Annotated in this window: 19 protein-coding genes and 1 pseudogene; 13 read left to right on the forward strand and 7 right to left on the reverse strand. The window is 71.1% G+C overall.

Features of this window, described 5'->3' with window-relative positions; all coding sequences use genetic code 11:
* Positions 1 to 516 precede the first annotated feature (516 nt).
* The 4 genes and pseudogenes from L942_RS39595 to L942_RS39610 all read left to right on the forward strand — a co-directional run bounded on the left by L942_RS39595 (position 517) and on the right by L942_RS39610 (position 3,281).
* A complete protein-coding gene (locus L942_RS39595) occupies positions 517 to 768 on the forward strand; it encodes a DUF397 domain-containing protein (protein ID WP_037370425.1) in 252 nt (83 codons plus the stop codon).
* Positions 769 to 914: 146 nt separating this feature from the next.
* A pseudogene (locus L942_RS39600) lies at positions 915 to 1,792 on the forward strand (helix-turn-helix domain-containing protein).
* A gap of 30 nt (positions 1,793 to 1,822) precedes the next feature.
* The gene (locus tag L942_RS39605) at positions 1,823 to 2,692 is read left to right on the forward strand and encodes an SAM-dependent methyltransferase (protein WP_037370427.1); all 870 of its coding nucleotides are present in this window, start codon (positions 1,823 to 1,825) and stop codon (positions 2,690 to 2,692) included.
* Between the two features lie 40 nt (positions 2,693 to 2,732).
* On the forward strand, positions 2,733 to 3,281 hold the full coding sequence (locus tag L942_RS39610; RefSeq protein WP_037370428.1) for a phosphoribosyltransferase family protein: 549 nt from the start codon (positions 2,733 to 2,735) through the stop codon (positions 3,279 to 3,281).
* Here the strand turns inward: L942_RS39610 and L942_RS39615 are convergent, their stop codons facing one another.
* Entirely contained in the window at positions 3,282 to 4,124 is an 843-nt protein-coding gene (locus tag L942_RS39615; RefSeq protein WP_037370430.1) for an NmrA family NAD(P)-binding protein, read from the reverse strand.
* Positions 4,125 to 4,213: 89 nt separating this feature from the next.
* On the opposite strand from L942_RS39615, the gene L942_RS39620 reads away from it, so the two are divergent.
* Positions 4,214 to 4,591 (forward strand): winged helix-turn-helix transcriptional regulator, encoded by a 378-nt coding sequence (locus L942_RS39620; RefSeq protein ID WP_037370431.1) that lies wholly within the window; start codon positions 4,214 to 4,216, stop codon positions 4,589 to 4,591.
* A 56-nt stretch (positions 4,592 to 4,647) separates the two neighbouring features.
* Here L942_RS39620 and L942_RS39625 read toward each other — a convergent pair whose 3' ends face one another.
* Positions 4,648 to 5,487 (reverse strand): MmyB family transcriptional regulator, encoded by an 840-nt coding sequence (locus tag L942_RS39625; protein WP_037370432.1) that lies wholly within the window; start codon positions 5,485 to 5,487, stop codon positions 4,648 to 4,650.
* Between the two features lie 101 nt (positions 5,488 to 5,588).
* Here L942_RS39625 and L942_RS39630 point away from each other — a divergent pair, with 101 nt between their 5' ends.
* Positions 5,589 to 6,353: an SDR family oxidoreductase gene (locus L942_RS39630; RefSeq protein ID WP_037370433.1), complete on the forward strand. Its 765-nt coding sequence runs from the start codon at positions 5,589 to 5,591 to the stop codon at positions 6,351 to 6,353.
* A gap of 1 nt (position 6,354) precedes the next feature.
* On the opposite strand, the gene L942_RS39635 is transcribed toward L942_RS39630, so the two are convergent.
* Entirely contained in the window at positions 6,355 to 7,809 is a 1,455-nt protein-coding gene (locus L942_RS39635) for an amidohydrolase (RefSeq protein WP_037370434.1), read from the reverse strand.
* Between the two features lie 397 nt (positions 7,810 to 8,206).
* Here L942_RS39635 and L942_RS39640 point away from each other — a divergent pair, with 397 nt between their 5' ends.
* Together L942_RS39640 and L942_RS39645 are read left to right on the forward strand one after the other, a co-directional pair.
* On the forward strand, positions 8,207 to 8,542 hold the full coding sequence (locus L942_RS39640; protein ID WP_037370436.1) for an ArsR/SmtB family transcription factor: 336 nt from the start codon (positions 8,207 to 8,209) through the stop codon (positions 8,540 to 8,542).
* Positions 8,539 to 9,009, forward strand: a complete 471-nt coding sequence (locus L942_RS39645; RefSeq protein ID WP_037370438.1) for an SRPBCC domain-containing protein — start codon at positions 8,539 to 8,541, stop codon at positions 9,007 to 9,009. Before L942_RS39640 ends, L942_RS39645 begins: the two co-directional genes overlap by 4 nt.
* Before the next feature lie 52 nt (positions 9,010 to 9,061).
* On the opposite strand, the gene L942_RS39650 is transcribed toward L942_RS39645, so the two are convergent.
* Positions 9,062 to 10,288 (reverse strand): alkaline phosphatase, encoded by a 1,227-nt coding sequence (locus tag L942_RS39650; RefSeq protein WP_037370440.1) that lies wholly within the window; start codon positions 10,286 to 10,288, stop codon positions 9,062 to 9,064.
* 133 nt (positions 10,289 to 10,421) lie between these two features.
* On the opposite strand from L942_RS39650, the gene L942_RS39655 reads away from it, so the two are divergent.
* Positions 10,422 to 11,144 carry a dienelactone hydrolase family protein gene (locus tag L942_RS39655; protein ID WP_037370441.1) on the forward strand — a complete coding sequence of 241 codons (723 nt, stop codon included), beginning with the start codon at positions 10,422 to 10,424 and terminating at the stop codon, positions 11,142 to 11,144.
* On the opposite strand, the gene L942_RS39660 is transcribed toward L942_RS39655, so the two are convergent.
* A complete protein-coding gene (locus L942_RS39660; protein WP_037370442.1) occupies positions 11,141 to 12,274 on the reverse strand; it encodes an ROK family transcriptional regulator in 1,134 nt (377 codons plus the stop codon). The genes L942_RS39655 and L942_RS39660 overlap by 4 nt on opposite strands.
* 79 nt (positions 12,275 to 12,353) lie before the next feature.
* Between L942_RS39660 and xylA the strand changes: the two genes are divergently transcribed.
* Positions 12,354 to 13,505 carry a xylose isomerase gene (gene xylA, locus L942_RS39665; RefSeq protein ID WP_037370443.1) on the forward strand — a complete coding sequence of 384 codons (1,152 nt, stop codon included), beginning with the start codon at positions 12,354 to 12,356 and terminating at the stop codon, positions 13,503 to 13,505.
* A 387-nt stretch (positions 13,506 to 13,892) separates the two neighbouring features.
* On the forward strand, positions 13,893 to 15,137 hold the full coding sequence (gene aspS, locus L942_RS39670) for an aspartate--tRNA(Asn) ligase (protein ID WP_051166553.1): 1,245 nt from the start codon (positions 13,893 to 13,895) through the stop codon (positions 15,135 to 15,137).
* 39 nt (positions 15,138 to 15,176) lie between these two features.
* Here the strand turns inward: aspS and L942_RS39675 are convergent, their stop codons facing one another.
* Positions 15,177 to 15,629 carry a MarR family winged helix-turn-helix transcriptional regulator gene (locus tag L942_RS39675; RefSeq protein WP_037370444.1) on the reverse strand — a complete coding sequence of 151 codons (453 nt, stop codon included), beginning with the start codon at positions 15,627 to 15,629 and terminating at the stop codon, positions 15,177 to 15,179.
* Positions 15,630 to 15,860: 231 nt separating this feature from the next.
* On the opposite strand from L942_RS39675, the gene L942_RS39680 reads away from it, so the two are divergent.
* Positions 15,861 to 17,141 (forward strand): serine/threonine-protein kinase, encoded by a 1,281-nt coding sequence (locus L942_RS39680; protein WP_051166554.1) that lies wholly within the window; start codon positions 15,861 to 15,863, stop codon positions 17,139 to 17,141.
* A gap of 104 nt (positions 17,142 to 17,245) precedes the next feature.
* Positions 17,246 to 17,404 carry a hypothetical protein gene (locus L942_RS44705; RefSeq protein WP_158684602.1) on the forward strand — a complete coding sequence of 53 codons (159 nt, stop codon included), beginning with the start codon at positions 17,246 to 17,248 and terminating at the stop codon, positions 17,402 to 17,404.
* 29 nt (positions 17,405 to 17,433) lie between these two features.
* Here L942_RS44705 and L942_RS39685 read toward each other — a convergent pair whose 3' ends face one another.
* Complete coding sequence (locus L942_RS39685) at positions 17,434 to 18,867, reverse strand: PP2C family protein-serine/threonine phosphatase (RefSeq protein ID WP_235079648.1); 1,434 nt, start codon at positions 18,865 to 18,867, stop codon at positions 17,434 to 17,436.
* Positions 18,868 to 19,218 lie beyond the last annotated feature (351 nt).

A 19,218-nucleotide genomic window follows, 5' to 3' on the forward strand; every position in this document is an offset into this window, starting at 1 on the left:
GGCTCGGCTCGGCTCGGCTCGGCTCGGCTCGGCTCGGCTCGGCTCGGCTCGGCTCGGCTCGGAGAAGCGTCGCCCTGTGCTCATGTTCCGCAACTTGCCTCCGCAAGACTTCATCGCCAAGCTGTGGCCCGCCGCCCTGAACCCGCAGGTCTCGCGCCTCCACCGAAGCCCGTCCCACTACCTGCCCGAAGGCGGCATCCCCAAGCGGCGCAACGGCAACAGCGCCAGACAGCCCAACCACCCGCCAGGTGTCATCAACTGCAGACACCCAAACCACTCCCAAAAACCACGAAAAAAGCAACCCACCCGCACCCATGCAACGAATTCCACATCACCAATCCGCAATTGCACGTGCGAAAGCACCCCCCAATGCACGAGATGTGTCCATTCAGGTGAATTCCCCGGCACGCAGCACGATTGATCCACCACCCCACTACCCTAAGGAATATTCCGAACACATTCCGTCCCAACGGAATATTCCATTCGCCATCCGAAACGAGAAAACGAGGGATCGCAGTGGACACCTACGACCCGCACGAGCAAACACGCCCGACCCGCACCCCGGCGGCGCGTTTCCCCGGCCACTCCTGGCGGAAACCCGCTGCTTGCGGACCCAATTCCGGCAACTGTGTCGAGGTCAACCTGGCCGCACCGGGGCTGGTCGGGGTGCGGGACAGCAAGAACGGCGACTCTCCCGTCCTGGTCTTCGACCGGGGCGAGTGGGCGAGCTTCGTCGAGGCCGTGCGGCGCGGGGAATTCGACGGCTGACCAGGGACGACGACTGCCGCACCGCGTCGAAAGCGCGGTCCGGTGTGCCTCACGAAAAGGCGCCGACCCGGAGTATTGCCCGCCGGGTCGGCGCATTATCATCGGTGGTTCTCACCTCGGCCCCTGGACGAAACGACGGAGCCCCCGTGACCTCCCCGATCCGGCAACCGACGCCCTCCCTGCGGACCCAGCGTTCCCGGCTGGGCTCCCGGATCCTCAAGTGGCGCACCGCACGCGGGCTGACGCAGGTCGACCTCGCCGAAGGGATCGGCTGCAAACAGCCCAAGATCCAGAAGATCGAGTCCGGCAAAGCCGGCACCCGGCCCGAGGACCTCGAGCGGATCGTCGAGGTCCTCGGCATCCCGCCGGCCGAGGCGAGCCAGCTGCGGGAACTCAACCAGGCCAACGATCCTTCCGCGCGGCGCGCCGAGCGCCGGATGATCACGCCGCACTGGTTCCGCGAGATCCTCGAGCGGGAGCAAGCGGCGGCGGAAATCCTCAGCTGGACCGGGAATCGCATCCCGGGACTGCTCCAATCGGAGTATTACATGCTCACGCAGTTCCAGGCCGGCCGCCAGGAGCGGGTCACCGACCGGGTCGCCGAACGCAAGGCGCGGCAACGGCTTTTCGACGCTGCCCGGGTCCGCGGGCGGTCTTCATGCTGGAGTACAGCTGCATCGAGAAACTCGTCTGCGGCACCCGGGCCAGCGTCGCCACCGACCAGCTCGAGCACATGATCCGGATCGTCGAAACGCACCCGTCGGCCGAGGTCCGGATCCTGCCCCGCGACGCGGCCGCGTACCCGGACGAAGACTTCACCATCCTCCGCTTCGCCCAGCCCGACCTCGTCGATTTCGCCTACCAGGAAAGCAAAGTCAAGCTCATCACCGTGCCGCGGAGCCAGGACGAGTTCGCCTCCTACGAAGAATCGTGGGAAGCCCAGCTCGCCGCCACGCTCTCGCGCGAGGAATCCCTGCAGTACCTGAAGGAGTGGGCGAGCCGCTGCGCGACGCCCGCTCGCTGACCGAAAACCGGACGAAAGGACCAGCCACCGGTGGCCGACGAACCCTTCCCGCCTCCCGGGGTCGACCTCGACCGTCCGAGCGTCGCGCGGGTCTACGACTACTACCTCGGCGGCACCACGAACTGGACGATCGACCGCGAGTTCGCCGACGAGGTGATCCGCGAGTTCCCGCTGATCCGCCCGATCGCGAAAGCCAACCGGCTGTTCCTGCACCGGCTCGTGCGGCATCTGGTGAAAAAGGGCGTGCGGCAGTTCGTCGACATCGGCTCCGGCGTGCCGACCATGGGCCACGCGCACCAGGTCGCCGACGAACTCGCCCCGGGCGAAAGCCGCGTCTGCTACGTCGACTACGAACCGGTCGCCGTCGCGCATTCGGAAACCCTGCTGCGCGAGGCGGGCGACCTCGACCGGCACGCGGTGATCCACGCCGACATGCGCGACCCGAAACGGCTGTGGGAGCAGATCGCCGCCACCGGCGTGATCGACGTCGACCAGCCGCTCGCGTTGCTGCTGATCGCGGTGCTGCACGTCCAGCAGCCGCCCGCCGAGGACAGCGGCGGCACCGAGGACCTCGGCCCGTCGATCGTCGCGCAGTACCGGGATCTCCTCGCCCCTGGCTCGTTTCTCGCCATTTCGCACATCACCGACCAGGGCGTCCCCGCCGACGTGGGGGCCGGGCTGGTCGAGCTGAAGCAGATGTACGACCGGTCCAGCAGCCCGGTGATCTGGCGGTCGCGCGAGGAGATCCAGGCGCTGTTCGGCTCGTTCGAGATGCTCGAACCAGGGCTCACCTGGACGCCGTCGTGGCATCCGGAGGAGTCCGGCGAAGGCGCGCCGCACGTCGAGTTCGAGACGCCCGCGCATTCGGTCATTCTCGCCGGAGCCGCGCGGAAACCGTAAATCGCTCGCCCCGCGCACGCGTCGCTGCGACCATCGACGCATGCGCACGAGCACTGTGGCGGACCGGATCCGCGAAGCCACCGTCCTGCTCGGGGACGGGCCGGACCGCGGCCGCTTCCCCGACCCGACGGGGTGGTGGCGCGCGCCCGAACTGCTGCGCGACCTGGGCCCGGCACTCGCAGAACTGTTCGCCGACGAACGGCCGAACGTCGTGCTGGGCCCCGAATCCCGCGGTTCGCTGCTCGGCCCGCTGGTCGCCGTGGCGCTCGGCACGGGCTTCGTCGAGGTGCGCAAAAACCGGTACCCGGCCGGGGATTCCGACCGGTGGCTCCAGCGCACCTCGCCGCCGGACTACCAGGACCGGCACCTCCGGCTCGGCTTCAGCCGCCGCCTGCTGCGGGCGGGCGACCGCGCGCTGCTGGTGGACGACTGGATCGACACCGGCGGCCAGGCCTTCGCCGCGCAAGCCCTGGTCGCCGATGCCGGCGCGACGTGGATCGGAGTCGCGGTGGTCGTCGACGGGCTGCGCCGCCACGAGCCGCGCCGGCAGCTCCGCGTGCGCTCCCTCCTGCACGCCCGCGACTTCTGATCAGCCGAACGCGTCGACGCTCCGCCCGACCCAGGACGCGAACGAGGTCGCCGGACGGCCCAGCACCTTCTCGACATCGGGGCTGATCCGCAGTTCCTCCGGAAGCGGCTGGCCGAGGATGTCGAGAGTGCCGTCGGCGACCGATTCCGGCATCTGCCGCAGCATCTGCTCGCGGGCCTGCTCCCGGGTGACTTCGACGAACTCCAGCGGCTCGCCGAGCGCGGCGGCGAGGATCTGCGCGCGCTGGCGCGGGCTCGTCGCCTCCGGTCCGGTGAGGACATACGTCTGTCCACTGTGTCCGGTATCCGTCAGCGCCGCCGCGGCGACTTCGGCGATGTCGAGCGGGTCCACGGCAGGCAGCGCGACGTCGCCGAACGGCGAGAAAACCGTGCGCTGCGCCCGAATCGACGGGATCCAGGCGAAGGTGTTGGTGGCGAACCCGCCGGGACGGAGGACGGTCCACTCCAGACCGGACGACCGCACCGTCTCCTCCAGCGCGGCGAGCGGCGCGTGCGAAACCGCGTCCGGCCGGGTTCCCGCGGCCTGCGACGACTGCAGGACGACCCGCGAGACGCCAGCGTCGGCGGCGGCTTGCAGGAGAGCTTCCCCGTCGACGTGCGCTCCCGCGCCAGAGACCAGCAGGTACAGGGCATCCGCGCCCTTCAACGCCGGAATCAGGCTGTCCACGTCAGCGAGATCCGCGGCGATCGGGGTGACCCCGGGCCGCGAGGGCGGCGGCGAACTCACTCCGCGAGAGACGGCGGTCACCGCGTGACCCGATTCGGCCAGGGACTCGACCAGCGAACGGCCGACGTTGCCCGTAGCACCAGTGACGACGATCAAGACTTGCTCCTCAGCTAGGGGGCGAAAGCGACCCAGCGAGGCTAAAAGCCGCCGTACAGTAGGTTCCCCAGGGAAAGTATTGGAGCCGCATGACCACGACCGCGCAGACCGGGACCGATCCGCTCGCCGCGTGCCGGATCAGCCCGGCCGTCGACCTGCTGTTCAGCCGGTGGACGACCCCGATTTTGTGGATGCTCAACCAGTCCGGGCCGGTCCGGTTCGGCGAACTGGAACGGCGGCTCGGCGCGACCGGGAAAGTCCTCACCCAGCGGCTTCGCCAGCTTGAGCGCGACGGACTGGTGCAGCGGCATTACTACGCCGAGGTGCCACCGCGCGTCGAGTACGACATCACCGAACTGGGCCGCAGCCTGTCGCCGGTCTTCGCCGCGCTCGCCCAGTGGACCGACGAGCATCTGCCCGCTGTCGAAAAAGCGCGCGACGCCTACACCGGCCCGCTTCCGCGCTGAGGGCTTGTGAGCGGCAATGCCGGTTCTACCCGGCAGCAACGCTCACGAGGCCTGGACTAACCGGCGAACTGCTCGTTCCCCAGCACCCCCAGCAGCTGGATCTTCTCGAACGCCTCGCTGCGCGGCGGCGCGGTCAGCACCAGCAGCGCCTGCGACTGGTCCTCGGTGAACAGCACCTGGCAGTCCACCTCGATCTCGCCCAGCTGCGGATGCACGAGCACCTTGTGGTCCTCGAACCGCTTCGCCACCTGGTGTTCTTCCCACAGCCGCGCGAATTCGGGGCTCTCGCGGGTCAACGCGCGCACGAGGTCGCCCGCTCGCGAGCGCGGCCCCATCGACCCGTGCACCACCCGCAGGTTCGCCACCAGCGCGCGGCTCTGCCGGTCCCGGTCGTGCTCGGGATAGACGAGCCGCTCGTCCGGGTCGGTGAACCACCGGTAGATCTCGCTGCGCGCCAGTCCGGTGTGCTTCGACCGGTCGCCGTACAACGCTTCCGCGAACCGGTTCTGGACCAGGACCTCGCCGAGGTTCGACAGGATCAGCGCGGGCGTGTCGGACAGCCGGTCGAGCACCCGCAGCAGCGCCGGCGCGACGTGCGTGGCCGCGACGACCGGCGACGGTGCGCTGCGGCCGGCGAGGTGGAAGAGGTAGTCGCGCTCGTCGTCGGTCAGCCGCAACGCCCGGGCCAGCGCGGCGAGCATCTGCTCGCTCGGCTGCGGTCCGCGTTGCTGCTCCAGCCGGGTGTAATAGTCGGTGGACATCGCCGCCAGTGCCGCGACCTCCTCCCGCCGCAGCCCAGCCGCCCGCCGCCGCGCGCCCGCGGGCAGCCCGACGTCCTCGGGCCGCAACCCCTCGCGACGGCTGCGGAGGAAGGCAGCCAGCTCAGCTCGGTCCATGGGTCCAGTATCGGCTCGGCCCGCCGCGCCAGCCAGGGATCGCCGATCCCCCGATACGCGCTCTCTGCCGCGGCCGCGGCGGCCGGCCGAAACTCAGTGGCATGAACATCACCGGAAACACCGTCTTCATCCCCGGCTCGACCAGCGGCATCGGCCTCGCGCTGGCCCGTGCACTGCGGGCGAAAGGCAACACCGTCATCGTCGGCGGACGGCGGGCCGAACGGCTCGCGCGGATCGCCGCCGAGAACCCCGGTCTCGACACCGTGCAGATCGACACCACCGACCCGGCGAGCATCCAGGCCGCGGCGAAGGAGGTGCTCGCGAAGCACCCGGACCTCAACGTGCTCGTGCCGATGGCGGGCATCATGCGCGTCGAGGACTGGCACCGTCCGGAATCCTTTTTGGACAGTGCGGAAGCGATCGTGGCCACCAACGTCCTCGGCCCGATCCGGCTCATCGCCGCGTTCGTCGAGCACCTGCAGACCCGGCCGGACGCCACCATCCTGACCGTCTCCTCGGGACTGGCTTTCGCGCCGCTGAAGGCCACGCCGAGCTACAACGCGTCCAAGGCCGCCATTCATCTGCTCAGCGAATCGCTGCGCCTGCAACTGGCCGACACCTCGGTGCGGATCGTCGAACTGGTACCGCCGTCCGTGCGCACCGCGCTTCTGCCCGGTCAGGAGGAAAGCGAGTTCGCAATGCCGCTGGACGCCTTCGTCAGCGAGGTCACGGAACTGCTCGAAACGCAGCCGGACGCCACCGAGATCCAGGTCGAGAACGTCAAGTTCCTCCGGCACGCCGAGGCCCGCGGCGACTACCACCAGGTGGTGGAGATGCTCAACGCCGCGGATCCGCACGGCAAGTGAGCTACGACAGGTACGTCGGCCTTCCCGCCACGATCGTCGCGGACACCGGCATTTCCCGGAGCTCCTTCGCCGACAGTCCGCTCGGGTCGGCCGCGGTGAGCACCAGATCGGCGACGTCGCCGACCCGGACGCCGCGGCGGCCGCCCGAGGACGCCGCCAGCGCGTCCGCGAGCGGAATGGCCTGCTCCGGATGCCACGGCGGCCGGTCGTCATCGGTCCGCCCGACCGCGGCGGCGATCCCGTCCCACGGATCGAGCGGCGCGACGGGCGCGTCCGAGCCGAATTCCAGCCGGGCGCCGGATTCCAGCAGAGCCCGGTAGGCGTAGGCGCGCTCGGTGCGGCCGGGCCAATGCCGGTCGGCGACGTCGCGGTCGTCGGGCTGGTGCGCGGGCTGCACGCTCGCGACCAGCCCGAGCGCGGCGAACCTCGGCACATCCTCGGGCCGCAACAGCTGCGCGTGCTCGATCCGGCCCGGGCAGCCGACCTCCTCGAACGCGTCCAGCGCGATGGTGTTCGCGTGGTCGCCGATCGCGTGCACCGCCGGGACCAGCCCGTGCTCGTACGCCCGGCGCAGCAACGGCACCAGCTCCTCCGGCGGCAGCTCCAGCAGCCCCTTCTCGCCGGACCCCGGGTACGGCTCGTGGCAGTACGCGGTGCGGGTGTTGAGCGAGCCGTCGACGAACAGCTTGAATGGACCGACCGTGAGCAGCCCTTCGCCCGCCTCGAGCACGTCGCCGGTGCGGTGTCCTCTTTGGATAGTCTCGTCGAGCAGATGCCGGGCGATCACACAGGAAACCCTCGTCGCTGGCTTCGCGTTGGCCGCCCGCCGAGTCCAATCCGCGACTGTATCCGCGTATTCGTAGTCGACCACCGACGTCACGCCCCGCTTCGCCGCGGCAGCCAGCGCGTCGGCGACCCAGCCGTCCTGGACCTCGACGGGCGCGGTCGGCAACGCCGCCGTCGCGCTCATGCAGTCGTTCTCGAGCAGGACGCCGGTCGGGTGCTCGCGGCCGATCAGCTTCAACGCGGCCGGGCTGAGCCACAGCGTGTGCAGGTCCGCGCTGAACAACGCCACCGCGCGCCCCGGAAGCGCCCGCTGCAGCAGGTCCTTGTGCGGACGGTCCGGCCACAGCCCGTCCCGGAACCCGACGCCGACGACGAGTTCCCGCGCCGGCGCGTCGAGCAGCTTCTCCATCAGCAGCTCGACCGCACCGGCCGCGGATCGCGCGCTGTCCAGCGGGATGCGCCTGCGGAAACCGGCCCACTGAACGAGATGCGCGTGCGCGTCGACCAGTCCGGGCAGGAGGGTGCCGCCATGCCCGTCGAGCACGCGCGCGGCGAACCCGGTGCCAGCGCCCGGTTCCTCGACAGCCGACACGACACCGTCGCGCACCCGGACATCGGCGAGCGGCCCCCGCAACCCGACCCGGACCCGGCGAAGAAGAAGATCGTCCATGCGCCCCAGCCTGCCAGCCCGCCCCATTCGGGTGAAGCGGGAATTCGGGTGCTGGGTCGGGCGTTGAAACGGGTATCCGCAACACATGGCAGCCGTCGCCCGCCGAAGGGTCAGGGCCGGTTCAGGAGCGCCGCCTTCACAAGCCGCGCAGGGTTCGACTCCCTCGGTTGCCGCTTCGTTTCGCTGAGTCGCGGGCGCGCTTGGCTTGTCTGAAGCTGCCCGCGAGTCGGCCGGACCCGCTCGCGTCCCGAACACTTCGCTCGCCGCCCGTGCGGCGCTCGCCGCCCGCTCCCGCAGCCAGGTCCAGCACAGTCCACGGTCCTGCCCGGCCACACAGCGGAGCCCCCCGAACACTTAGCCCTTGCGCTAACTATCTCGACCCGTAATACTTAGCCCCATGGCTCAGTATTCGACCACGCTCGACGGGGTCTTCGCCGCCCTCGCCGATCCGACCCGGCGGGCCGTCGTGCGGCGGCTCGGGCGGGGGCCGGCGAGTGTCGGGGAGCTGGCGGGCGACGCGCCGATGACGTTGCCGTCGTTCATGAAGCACGTGCGGATGCTCGAGTCGCACGGGCTGATCCGCACCGTGAAGTCCGGGCGGGTGCGGACGTGCGTCCTCGACCGCGACCGGTTCGCGCTCGTCGAGGACTGGCTCGCCGAGCAGCGGCGCGTCTGGGCCGAGCGCACCGATCGGCTCGAGCAGTTCGTCACCGACCCGGAGGAGCAGCCGTGAACCCCGATCTCGATCTTTCCCTCGACCGCGTCATCCGCGCGCCCCGCAAGCGCGTCTGGGACGCCTGGACCGACCCGGTGAGTCTCGCCCAGTGGTGGATTCCCGCTCCGTTGCGGTGCCGCGTCGAGGAATTGGACGTGCGCGCCGGGGGTGCGTTCGTCACGCGGATGAGCGAAGACGGGCAAACCTTCGTCCCGCACCTCGACGCGTGCTTCCTCGTCGTCGAGGACTATGAGCGGCTCGTGTTCACCAATGCGCTCGACAGCGCGTGGCGGCCGGCGAACCCGCAGCCGGTCGCGATGACGGCCGAGGTCGTCCTTCGCGATCACCCGGACGGCACGGAGTATCGCGTCGTCGTCCGGCACGGGGACCCGGCGGCGCGGGAACGCCACGCCGACCTCGGGTTCGCGGACGGATGGGGCACGGTCACCGCGCAGCTCGCCCGGGTCGCGGAGAGCGCTTCCTGAGGCACGGCAACCGATTTCCGGGAGTGCCGGTTCGACCCGGCGCTCCCGGAGATCACAGGCGCGCGGCCGAGACCATCGCGCGGTAGACGTCGGTGTTGTCCAGGGTTCCGTCCAACCGGTCGGAGCCGGGGCCGGTCGCGGTGACCGGGGTCGGCACGCCGCTGTGGTCGCCGGTCGTCCAGTCGACCGTCAGCGAAAGCTTGGTTCCTGGCACGGGAAACGGACCGTCCTCGTTGCCTTCCGGGGCACCGTCAGTGTCCTCAATGGCCAGTCCGCCGGTCTCGTGGTCGCCGCCGACGATCACCAGGGTGTCCGGGTGCGAGCGGGCGAAGCGGAGCACTTCGGCGACAGCCGCGTCGAGCGCCCGGCCCGCGTCGAGGACGCCGTGTGCGTTGTTCTCGTGGGACATTCCGTCGATGCCTTCTTCTTCCAGGAACAGGAAGAAACCGCGCGGGTTGGCCGAAAGCGTGTCGAGCGCCTTCTTCGCCATCACCGGCAGCGCGACTTTCGGCTGGTACGCGCCTTCGCCGTCCGGGCCGTAGTCGACCATGTCCTCGTTCGCGAACAAGCCGAGCAGCCGCGGCGCGCGAGTCGCGGCGAGTTCGCCGGCATTCCGCACATAGGTGTAGCCGGACCGCTTCGCCTGTTCGATCAGATTGCCGTGCGTGCTGCGGCTTTCCTCGCCCGGCTTGTCCGGCCACGCACCCGGGTCGCCCTTCGGCAGCCACCAGTCCTCGCCGCCGCCGAGGAGGACTTCCGGGCGGCTTTCGGTGATGTACTGCTTCGCGATGTCGCTCTGCAGGTCCCGCGAAGGCACGTGCGACGCGAACGCGGCCGGCGACGCGCCGGTGACCTGCGCGGTCGTGACCAGACCGGTCGATTTGCCGGCGCGTTTCGCCTGTTCGAGCACGGTCAGCAGACGACGGCCCTGCGCGTCCTGGCCGACCGCGCCGTTGCGGGTCTTGTGCCCGGTGGCGAGCGCGGTGGCCGCCGCGGCCGAGTCGGTGACGAGTTCTTCCGGGTCGGCGGGGTCGGTGTGCACCACGCCGGTGACCGGGAGCCGGTTCATCGCCAGGTCGCCCGCCCGGCCGGTCGTCGCGAGCCGGACGAACTCCCGCTGCGCCGCGCCCATGCCGTCGCCCTGGAGGTAGACGATGTTGCGCGCCTTCGGATGCCAGCCGCTGGAGTCCGCGGCGGGACTGTCCCCCGCCATCGCGACCGCGGGCACCGCCCCGGCCGCCGCGAGCACTGCCGCGGCGAGCACCATCGTCTTGCGCATCCGGACCTCCTTTAGTTAGGAAGCTTTCCTAACATGTTTCGGGAGGCTCCGCGAGAGGGTCACCTGAACGGACGTGTCCGCCGATGGTGAACAGCGTCCCGCCGGACCGCGGCGCTCATTACGGTTGGTTTCCATGGAGACCGTCACCACGCGCACCGTCGAGTACCCGGCCGACGGCCTCACCATGGTCGGGCACCTCGCGCTCCCCGCGGGCGCCGATCGCCGGCCCGCGGTCCTGCTCGGCCCCGAAGGCCCCGGCCTCAACGACTTCCAGCGCTCCCGGGCCGACGCGCTGGCCGAACTGGGCTACGTGGCGCTGGCCTTCGACCTGCACGGCGGACGCTGGTTCACCGATCCCGACGAGATGCTGGCCCGCTGCCTGCCGCTGCTCGACGACCCGGACCGGCTGCGCGACCTCGGCCGCGCGGCGCTCGACGTGCTGCTCGCCGAACCGCGGACCGACCCCGGCCGGATCGCCGGGATCGGGTACGGCACCGGCGGCGCGGTCGTGCTGGAACTCGGCCGGGCAGGAGTGGACCTGCGCGCGATCGGCACGATCAACGGGCTGGTCACCGGCCGTCCGGGCGAGGCCGCGAACATCCGCTGCCCGGTGTGGGCGGGCGTCGGCTCGGAGGACCCGATCATGGCTGCCGCGCAACGGGACGCCTTCGCCGCCGAGATGCAGGACGCGGGCGTCGATTGGCGGCTCACGATCTACGGCGGCGCGCGGCACGCCTTCCACCACCCGCCGGTCGACCCGGAACAGCGACTCGTCCCCGGCGTCGGCTATCACGAACGGCACGCCGAGCGGGCCTGGCGCGACGTCGTGGCGCTGCTCGCGGAAAACCTGGGCTAACGCGCTAGGAACGGCCCCGGATCCGCCAATACGCCATGGATAGTGCGGCCCGCGGCGCCCAGTGTCGCGGCGGACTCGCCGAGGGCGGACGGGTTCAGCACCGGTACCGAGCCGCGGAGACCCGTCAACCGCTTTCGCAGCACCGTTTCCGCGGCGGGGGCCAGCCAGGGGAACAACGGTCCGAACACCCCGCCGAGCACGACGCGGTCCACATCCACCAGGTTCACCGCCGACGCCAGTGCCAGCCCCAAAGCCTCGCCCGCCGCCGACACGGCCGACAACGCCGCGTCGTCGCCCTCCGCCAATGCGGCGGACAGACCCTCTACTGTGGACACTCCGGCCGCGGTCAGCATTGCTTCCTGCCCGGCGTAGGTCTCCAGGCACCCGACGGCGCCGCAGCGGCAGGACGGGCCGGACGGGGAGACCAGCACGTGCCCCAGCTCCCCGCCGGTGCCGCGGAACAACCGTGAGTCCACCACCAGTCCCGCACCGATGCCGATCTCGCCGGACACGTAGAGGAAATCCGCCGCGCCCGCGCCGAACCACAGCTCGCCCAGCGCACCGAGATTGGCCTCGTTCTCCACCGAAACCGGGACCGGCAGGTCCAGGGAAACGGGCACGTTCCGCCACCCGAGGTTCGGGGCGCTCAGCACCACCCCGTCCCGCACCGGACCGGACACCGCGAGCACCGCACCGGCGACCGTCAAGCCCAGTTCGCGGGCCTCGGACAGCTCCGCGGAAGCCAGCTCCCGTACCGCTTCCAGCACGGTTTCCGCTGGCACGCCGCGGTTGTCGCGTTCGATCCGGACCGACCGGCGGACCGTACCGGTCAGGTCGAGAACGCACGCGGCGAGATAGTCCACATTGGCCTCCAGCCCCAGCGAAGCCATCCGTCCGCCGCTCAGCGACACCTCGACCCCGGGACGGCCGCGCTCCCCCGCCCGCACGACGGCGGTCTCGGCCAGGAAGCCCGCGTCCAGCAGCGAGCCGACCAAAGTGGACACGGTCGATTTGGTCAGGCCGGTCCGCTCCGCCAGCGCGGCGCGGGTCAGCGGGCCGCCGCGGCTGATCTCGCCGAGCACCAGCTCGAGGTTCCGCGCCCGCATGGCGTCGTGCCGGACCGGTTCCATGCAGACCTCCGCTCTTGACGGCCGGGACGACCGTAGCGCAGTATTTAGTCTACATCGTGAACTAAATGAAAGGACGGGCATGGCCGACTACGCCCCCGTGCCGGAGGACAAATTCTCATTCGGGTTGTGGACCGTCGGCTGGCCCGCGGCCGACCCGTTCGGCGTCGCCACCCGCCCGCCGCTCGACCCGGTCGAGAGCGTGCACCGGCTGGCCGAACTGGGCGCGTACGGCGTCACTTTCCACGACGACGACCTCCTCGCCACCGAACCGGACCGCGACTCCGCGATCGCCAAGTTCAAGCGGGCGCTGGAGGAAACCGGCCTGCGCGTGCCGATGGCGACGACGAACCTGTTCAGCCACCCGGTCTTCAAGGACGGCGGTCTGACCAGCAACGACCGCGACATCCGGCGGTACGCCCTCACCAAGGTCCGGCGAAACCTCGACCTCGCCGCGGAGCTCGGCGCGCAGACCTACGTCCTGTGGGGCGGCCGCGAAGGCGCGGAATCCGACGCGGCGAAAGACGTCCGCGCGGCGCTCGCCCGGTACAAGGAAGGCCTCGACGTCCTCGCCGACTACGCCGTTTCGCAGGGCTACGACCTGCGGTTCGCGCTGGAGCCGAAGCCGAACGAACCGCGCGGCGACATCCTGCTGCCGACGATCGGCCACGCACTCGGATTCATCTCGCAACTGGAGCGGCCGGAGCTGTTCGGGCTGAACCCGGAGGTCGGCCACGAGCAGATGGCCGGGCTGAACTTCGTGCACGGCATCGCGCAGGCGCTGTGGCAGGGCAAGCTGTTCCACCTCGACCTCAACGGCCAGCACGGCCCGAAGTACGACCAGGACCTGATCTTCGGCCACGGCGACCTCACCAGCGCGTTCTTCCTCGTCGACCTCCTGGAGCACGGCGGCTACGACGGCCCGCGGCACTTCGACTACAAACCGCTGCGCACCGAAGACCCCGAGGACGTCTGGGTTTCCGCGGCGGCCAACATGCGCACTTACCTGATCCTGCGCGAAAAAGCCCGCGCGTTCCGGGCCGATCCGGAAGTCGCCGAAGCACTTGCCGCGTCCCGGGTGCCGGAACTGGCCACGCCGACGCTCGCGCCTGGCGAGACCCTGGACGACCTGGCCGCCGACGACTTCGACGTCGAGGCAGCGGGCCGACGCGGCTACCACTTCACCCGGCTCAACCAGCTGGCCCTGGAACACCTGCTGGGCGTCCGTCACTGAGCCGATCGTTACTGATCCGACCACAGCCACGGCCTCATGGCTTGGTCGCATCAGTTACGTGCCGGGAGGGGGTCGGCCTGCTTTTGGTCGGATCAGTAAATCAGGCGACGCGGCACGCAGCGGTGTTTTACCGTTGCGGGCAACACGTTGACGGAGACGAGTAGCGCGGGGCACGGCGAGGGACAGAGAGCTGCCGCCGGTGAGAAGGCAGCGTCGCGGCCCCGCGCGAAGACACTCCCGAGTGCGGGGAGGAAATGCCCCGCCGGCCCGGCCGCCGTCATCCGGCCAGAACGAGGCCGCCCGCCGGCGGCGAAGGTGCGGTGGCACCGCGAGTGTCCCTTCTCGCCCGCACCCCCAAGGGGTCGCCGAGTGCGCTCAGGAGAAGGAATGAGTACCCGCACCCCGGTGGCCTGCCTGCGTGACCGCGTGGGCTCCACCGTGACGATCGCCGGCTGGGTGCACCGCCGGCGCGTGCTGAAATCCGTGGCGTTCCTGGTCGTCCGCGACCGGTCCGGCACCGCGCAGGCGGTGTTCGCCGAGCCGCCGGACGTCGCCGAGGAAACCGTCGTGCGGCTCACCGGGCAGGTGGTCGCCAGTGCACAAGCCCCGCACGGGGCCGAGCTGCGGGAGCCGGTGGTGGAGATCCTCGCCGAGCCGGAAAAGCGGCCGCCGTTCGACCTGTATCGGCCTGAGGTAGCCGCTGGTTTGCCGGTGGTGCTGGACAATGCGGCGGTCGCGTTGCGGCATCCGGTGCTGCGCAGGCGATTCGAGGTGGCCGCGGCCAGCGTCGCGGCGTTCCGGCGCGTGCTGGACCGTCAAGGGTTCACCGAGATCCACACGCCGAAAATCGTTGCCACCGCGACGGAATCCGGGGCGAATGTGTTCCGGCTCGACTACTTCGGACGCCCGGCTTACCTCGCCCAGTCGCCGCAGTTTTTCAAACAGGCCATGGTCGGAGTGTTCGAGCGGGTGTACGAAGTCGGGCCGGTCTTCCGGGCCGAGCCCCACGACACCGCCCGGCATCTGGCCCAGTACACGAGTCTCGACGCGGAACTGGGCTTCATCTCCGACCATCGCGACGTGATGGCGGTGCTGCGCGACGTCGTAGCGGAGATGGCCGCGGCCGCCGGACCGGACGCGCCGACTGTGCCGGAAGAGATCCCGTCGATCGATTTCGCTGCCGCGCAAGAACTTCTGGCTCGGCACACCGACGAGGACCCGCGCGGCGAACCGGACCTCGCGCCCGCACACGAACGATGGCTGTGCGAATGGGCGCGACGGGAACACGGATCGGAATTCTTGTTCGTGACCGGATACCCGATGGCGAAGCGGCCGTTCTACACCCATCCGGACCCGGCGGACCCGGCCCGCTCGAACAGTTTCGACCTGCTGTTCCGCGGCCTGGAACTGGTCACCGGCGGCCAGCGGCGCCATCGCCACGCGGACTACCTGGCCGTGCTCGGCGAAGCGGCCGGGCGGTATGCGGACTACCTCGACGCGTTCGCGCACGGCATGCCGCCGCACGGCGGGTTCGCGATCGGGCTGGAGCGATGGGTCGCGCGGGTGCTGGGCGTGGCGAACGTCCGCGGGGCGACGCTCTTCCCCCGCGACCTGCATCGCCTGCGGCCCTGAGGGTCGGTGCGGGGAACCTTGAGCGAGGTTCCCCGCACCTCACTTGGCCGCGAAGGTGAGCGAACCGAGCGCCGTGACCAGGGGAGCCAGCTCCGGAAGTTCCTCCGCCTCGGCGAGCGCGGCCGATAGCGCCGCGTCGTGCGTCGGGCGGGCGGCGGCCAGCAGCTTCTGCCCGGACGCGGTGACCTCGGTGTAGATGCCGCGCCGGTCGTCCTGGCACAGGTACCGCGACAGCAGGCCGCGCTCCTCGAGCCGCGTGACCAGCCGGGTCGTCGCCGACTGGCTCAGCACCACCGCGTTGGCCAGCTGGCTCATCCGCAGGTGGAAGCCGTCCTGACGGCCGAGCACGTCGAGCACCGTGTACTCGCTCACCGACAGCTCGTGCTCAGCCTCCAGCGCGCGGTTCAGCCGGTCTTCGATCCGCGCGTGCAGGGCGGCCAGCGTCCGCCAGCCTTGCGCGCGCGCCTCGACGGCGTCGTCCGACACCGACATGGTGCACCTCCTCCAGGCGGCCCGGTTGCGGGCGGCCGCGGCCCCCGGGCAGCATCGGCGCAGGTCAATGTCTTTGCAAGTATTGCGCGCGCCGGTAGTACCCGTCCGCCAGTCTACTCGCGCACGCCCGCGACGGCCGGTGTCGCGGGCTTTCCGCGGCCCACTCCGCGTTTGCGGGCGCCCGAGGGCGGGTAAATTGACCGCGCTGCCCCGGGCGGAAGGTGACCGGTGATGACCGACGCTGGCGATTCGGACGCGGCCACGACCGCGAGACGGTTCGCGCTGGGCCGGTACGGGCCCGCTCCGCTGGTCCTGGCCGGCCGGTACGAGCTGGGCGAGCAGATCGGCGAAGGCGCGACCGCCTGCGTGCACCGCGCCGAAGACCGCGAGACCGGGGCCGAGGTCGCGGTGAAGCTGTTCCACGCCGGAGCGGTCGAACTGGGCCGCAACCGCCGCGGCCAGGAGATCGCGGCGCTGCGCGCGGTCCGGCATCCAGGGCTGGTCGGCTTCGTCGACGCCGGGGTCGACGAGGAGTACGCCTACCTGGTGATGGACTTCGTGCCCGGGCCCACCCTGTCCGAATGGCTCCGCTGCGGGCCGCTGCCCGCCGGGCAGGTCGAGGAGCTGGGCGCCCAGCTGGCCGAGGCGCTCGCCCACGTCCACGCGCACGAGGTGACCCACCGCGACCTCAAGCCCGCCAACATCCTGATGTCCGGCGACGGCCCGCGGATCGCCGACTTCGGCGTCGCGCGCATCGTGGACGCGACCCGCGTGACCGAAACCGGCGCGGTCGTCGGGACGGCTGCGTACCTCTCGCCGGAGCAGGTGCTCGGCGAGCGGCCCGGCCCCGCTTCGGACGTGTACGCGCTCGGGCTCGTGCTCCTGGAATGCCTCACCGGCGTCCGCGAATACCCCGGCACGGCGGCGGAAACCGCGGTGGTGCGGCTGCATCGGGCGCCGCGGGTGCCGCCGGGCACGCCGGAACCGCTGGCGAGAACGCTGCGCGCGATGACCATGCGCGCTCCGGAGGAAAGACCCTCGGCGACCGCCGTCGCACGGGCATTGCGCGGCACCGAAACGTTGCGGCTTCCGGTCAAAACCCGGCTGGCGGTCTTCTGCCGCCGCCACCATGTCTCGCGACGGCGCGCGGTGCTCGCGGCGGGTCTGCCCGTTGTTCTGGTCGCGGCGGGAACCCTGCTGTTGGCTACCCCGCTCCGGCCGAGCACCGGATCCGCACCCGTCCCCGAACCGGCTCCCGTTCCGGTTTCGCCGCCCTCTTCCGCTCCGTCCGATTCACCAGCCTCGGCTCCGCGCCATTCGTCGTCCGCGCCACCGGTCCGTTCGACGAACGCGGAGACGCCCGCGCGAACCACGCCGGCCCCGCGAACTCAGCCAAGCCAAGCGGGCCAGCCCAGCCGACCGGGCCGGACCCCGCCGAAAACCCCGCCCGGGCAGACGAAACAGCCCCGGAACCCGGCCGCCGGCCCGCCGGGCGACAAGACTCCACATTAGACAGACCGGCCCGAGGGACCACCCGGTCGGCTGACGCGGGCAAATTCGGTGGCGAAGCCGGTCCCGGCGCGCGATCCTGGTGGCGAGCCGGGGAGGTGGAACCGATGACCGCACACGCACGTCGGTTCGGACGGCACTGCCGCGAACACTTCGAGCGCCCGGAAACCGCCCGCGCGCCCGAACCGAAACCCGACGCCGAAGCTGCTCCGGAGCCGGAGCGAGCGGCGGCGAAGGCGGAGCCGGAAGTCCTGGCCGGGAAGTAACTTCCTTTGCCGGGCAAGGGAAGCCGCGCTCACTCCGCGCGCGGCGCGGCCTCGATCGCGAGCACCGCGATGTCGTCGTGGCCGGAATTCCCGAGCCAGGCCCGCACTGCCTCGCGCAACCGGCGCACGACTTCCCGCGCCGGTTGCCCGACGCAGTCCTCCAGCACCGTGTAGAGCCGTTCGTCGCCGAACAATTCGGTGGATTCCGTGCGGTTGCGGGCTTCGGTGACGCCGTCGGTGTAGAGCAGGCAGACGTCGCCCTCGTCCAGATGCGTCGTCGCCTCCGCGAAGCGCGCCTGCGGCGAGACGCCGACCAGGGTGCCGGGCACGCTGATCTCCTCGACCCCTCCCCCGCGCCGCAGCACGAGCGGAGCCGGGTGGCCGCCGGAGGCGAGGGTGACGTCGAGCCCGGATTCCGCGGCGGCGACCGAACCGAGCACGAGCGTCGCGAACCGGTTGCTGCCTCCGGAGATCAGGAGTTCGTTGAGCAGCCGCAGCATCGTCCGGCCGTCGCGTTCGACCAGATGCAGCGCGGCCAGCGAATGCCGCACCCGGCCGGTCAGCGCGGCCGCCTCGGCGCCCTTGCCGCAGATGTCGCCCACGACCACGAACGCGCTGCCGTCGTCGCGGGACAGGACGTCGTAGAAATCGCCGCCGACGCCGAGCACTCCGCCCGCGGGTTCGTACCACAGCTCGAAATTCGCGCCGTCGATGTGCGCGGGCGGCGTCGGCAGCAACGTCGATTCCAGCCCGCGCGTGGCTTCCTCCTGGCGCGCGTAGCGCTGCGCGTTCGCCAGCGCAGTGCCGGCCGCGTCCGCGAACGCCTCGACCGCTTCGCCTTGCGAGAGCCCGAACGCGGGCTCGCCGCGCCTGCCGAGCAGCACCGCGCCCGCGATGCCGGAGCCGAACGAGACCACCGACACCTCGAGATGCCCCTCGAACGGCTCGGCGACCGCCGCCGGAAGCGCCGCCACCTCGGTCGCGGGCACCGCACGGACCTCCGGCCGCGCGAGGTCGGTGACCGCGTCGGACACCACCGGCGCGAGCTGGGGCGGAACCCGCCGGATCCGGCCGTGGCCCGCCGCGCCGTGCTCGGTGCAGCTCCACCACTCCCAGCGGCCGCGGGTCGTCGGCAGCAGCACGAAGGCGCAATCGCCCAAAGCGGACGCCGCCAGCTCGGCGATCACCCGCGCCGTCCCGTGCCGTCCGCGCGCGAGCGCCAGTTTCGGACCGGCCTCGGCGAGGAACTCTTCCGGACGGCGGCGGCCGTCGTCGACCACGGTCCACGCCCGCCAGCCGCCGGGCAGCGCGCGGACCTTGGCCGGCCGGTGGCCGACTTTGCCGGTGGTCTCGGTCACGCTGACGAGCTCGGCCGGGCCGAGCCGCTGCGCCGCCGCATTGGCCCAGCGCAGGGCGCCTTCCGGGTCCTGCAGGAACACCGGTTCCCGGACGTCGTCGAGCACCGAGCGCCAGAACCCGGCGTGGCCGGGCAGCTCGGCGCCGGGTGGCAGGGCCGACGCCGGAGCGGGCCGTGACACCATGCACGAACCTCCTGCCTCCGGGTCGACCTGACGGTCCTGGTCCTTCCAGGTTGGCACAGCGTGCGCGGGCGGACTGGGTCGAAGTGTAGGGCGAACCGTGGCAGGCTGGGTCGACGACCATGGCTGGCACACGCGTGGTGGGAAGGTCGGCAGAGATGACAGAGACTCCCCAGGCTTCCGGGAGCGCCCGGAACTCCGGGGCCCAGGACCCGGATTTCGTCCCGGCGCACGAGGTCGCGGCACTGGAGCGGCTGCTCGCCGCGGTCCACGACC

The organism is Amycolatopsis orientalis DSM 43388 (assembly GCF_000411975.1).
In the GTDB taxonomy this organism is placed as follows: domain Bacteria; phylum Actinomycetota; class Actinomycetes; order Mycobacteriales; family Pseudonocardiaceae; genus Amycolatopsis; species Amycolatopsis orientalis_D.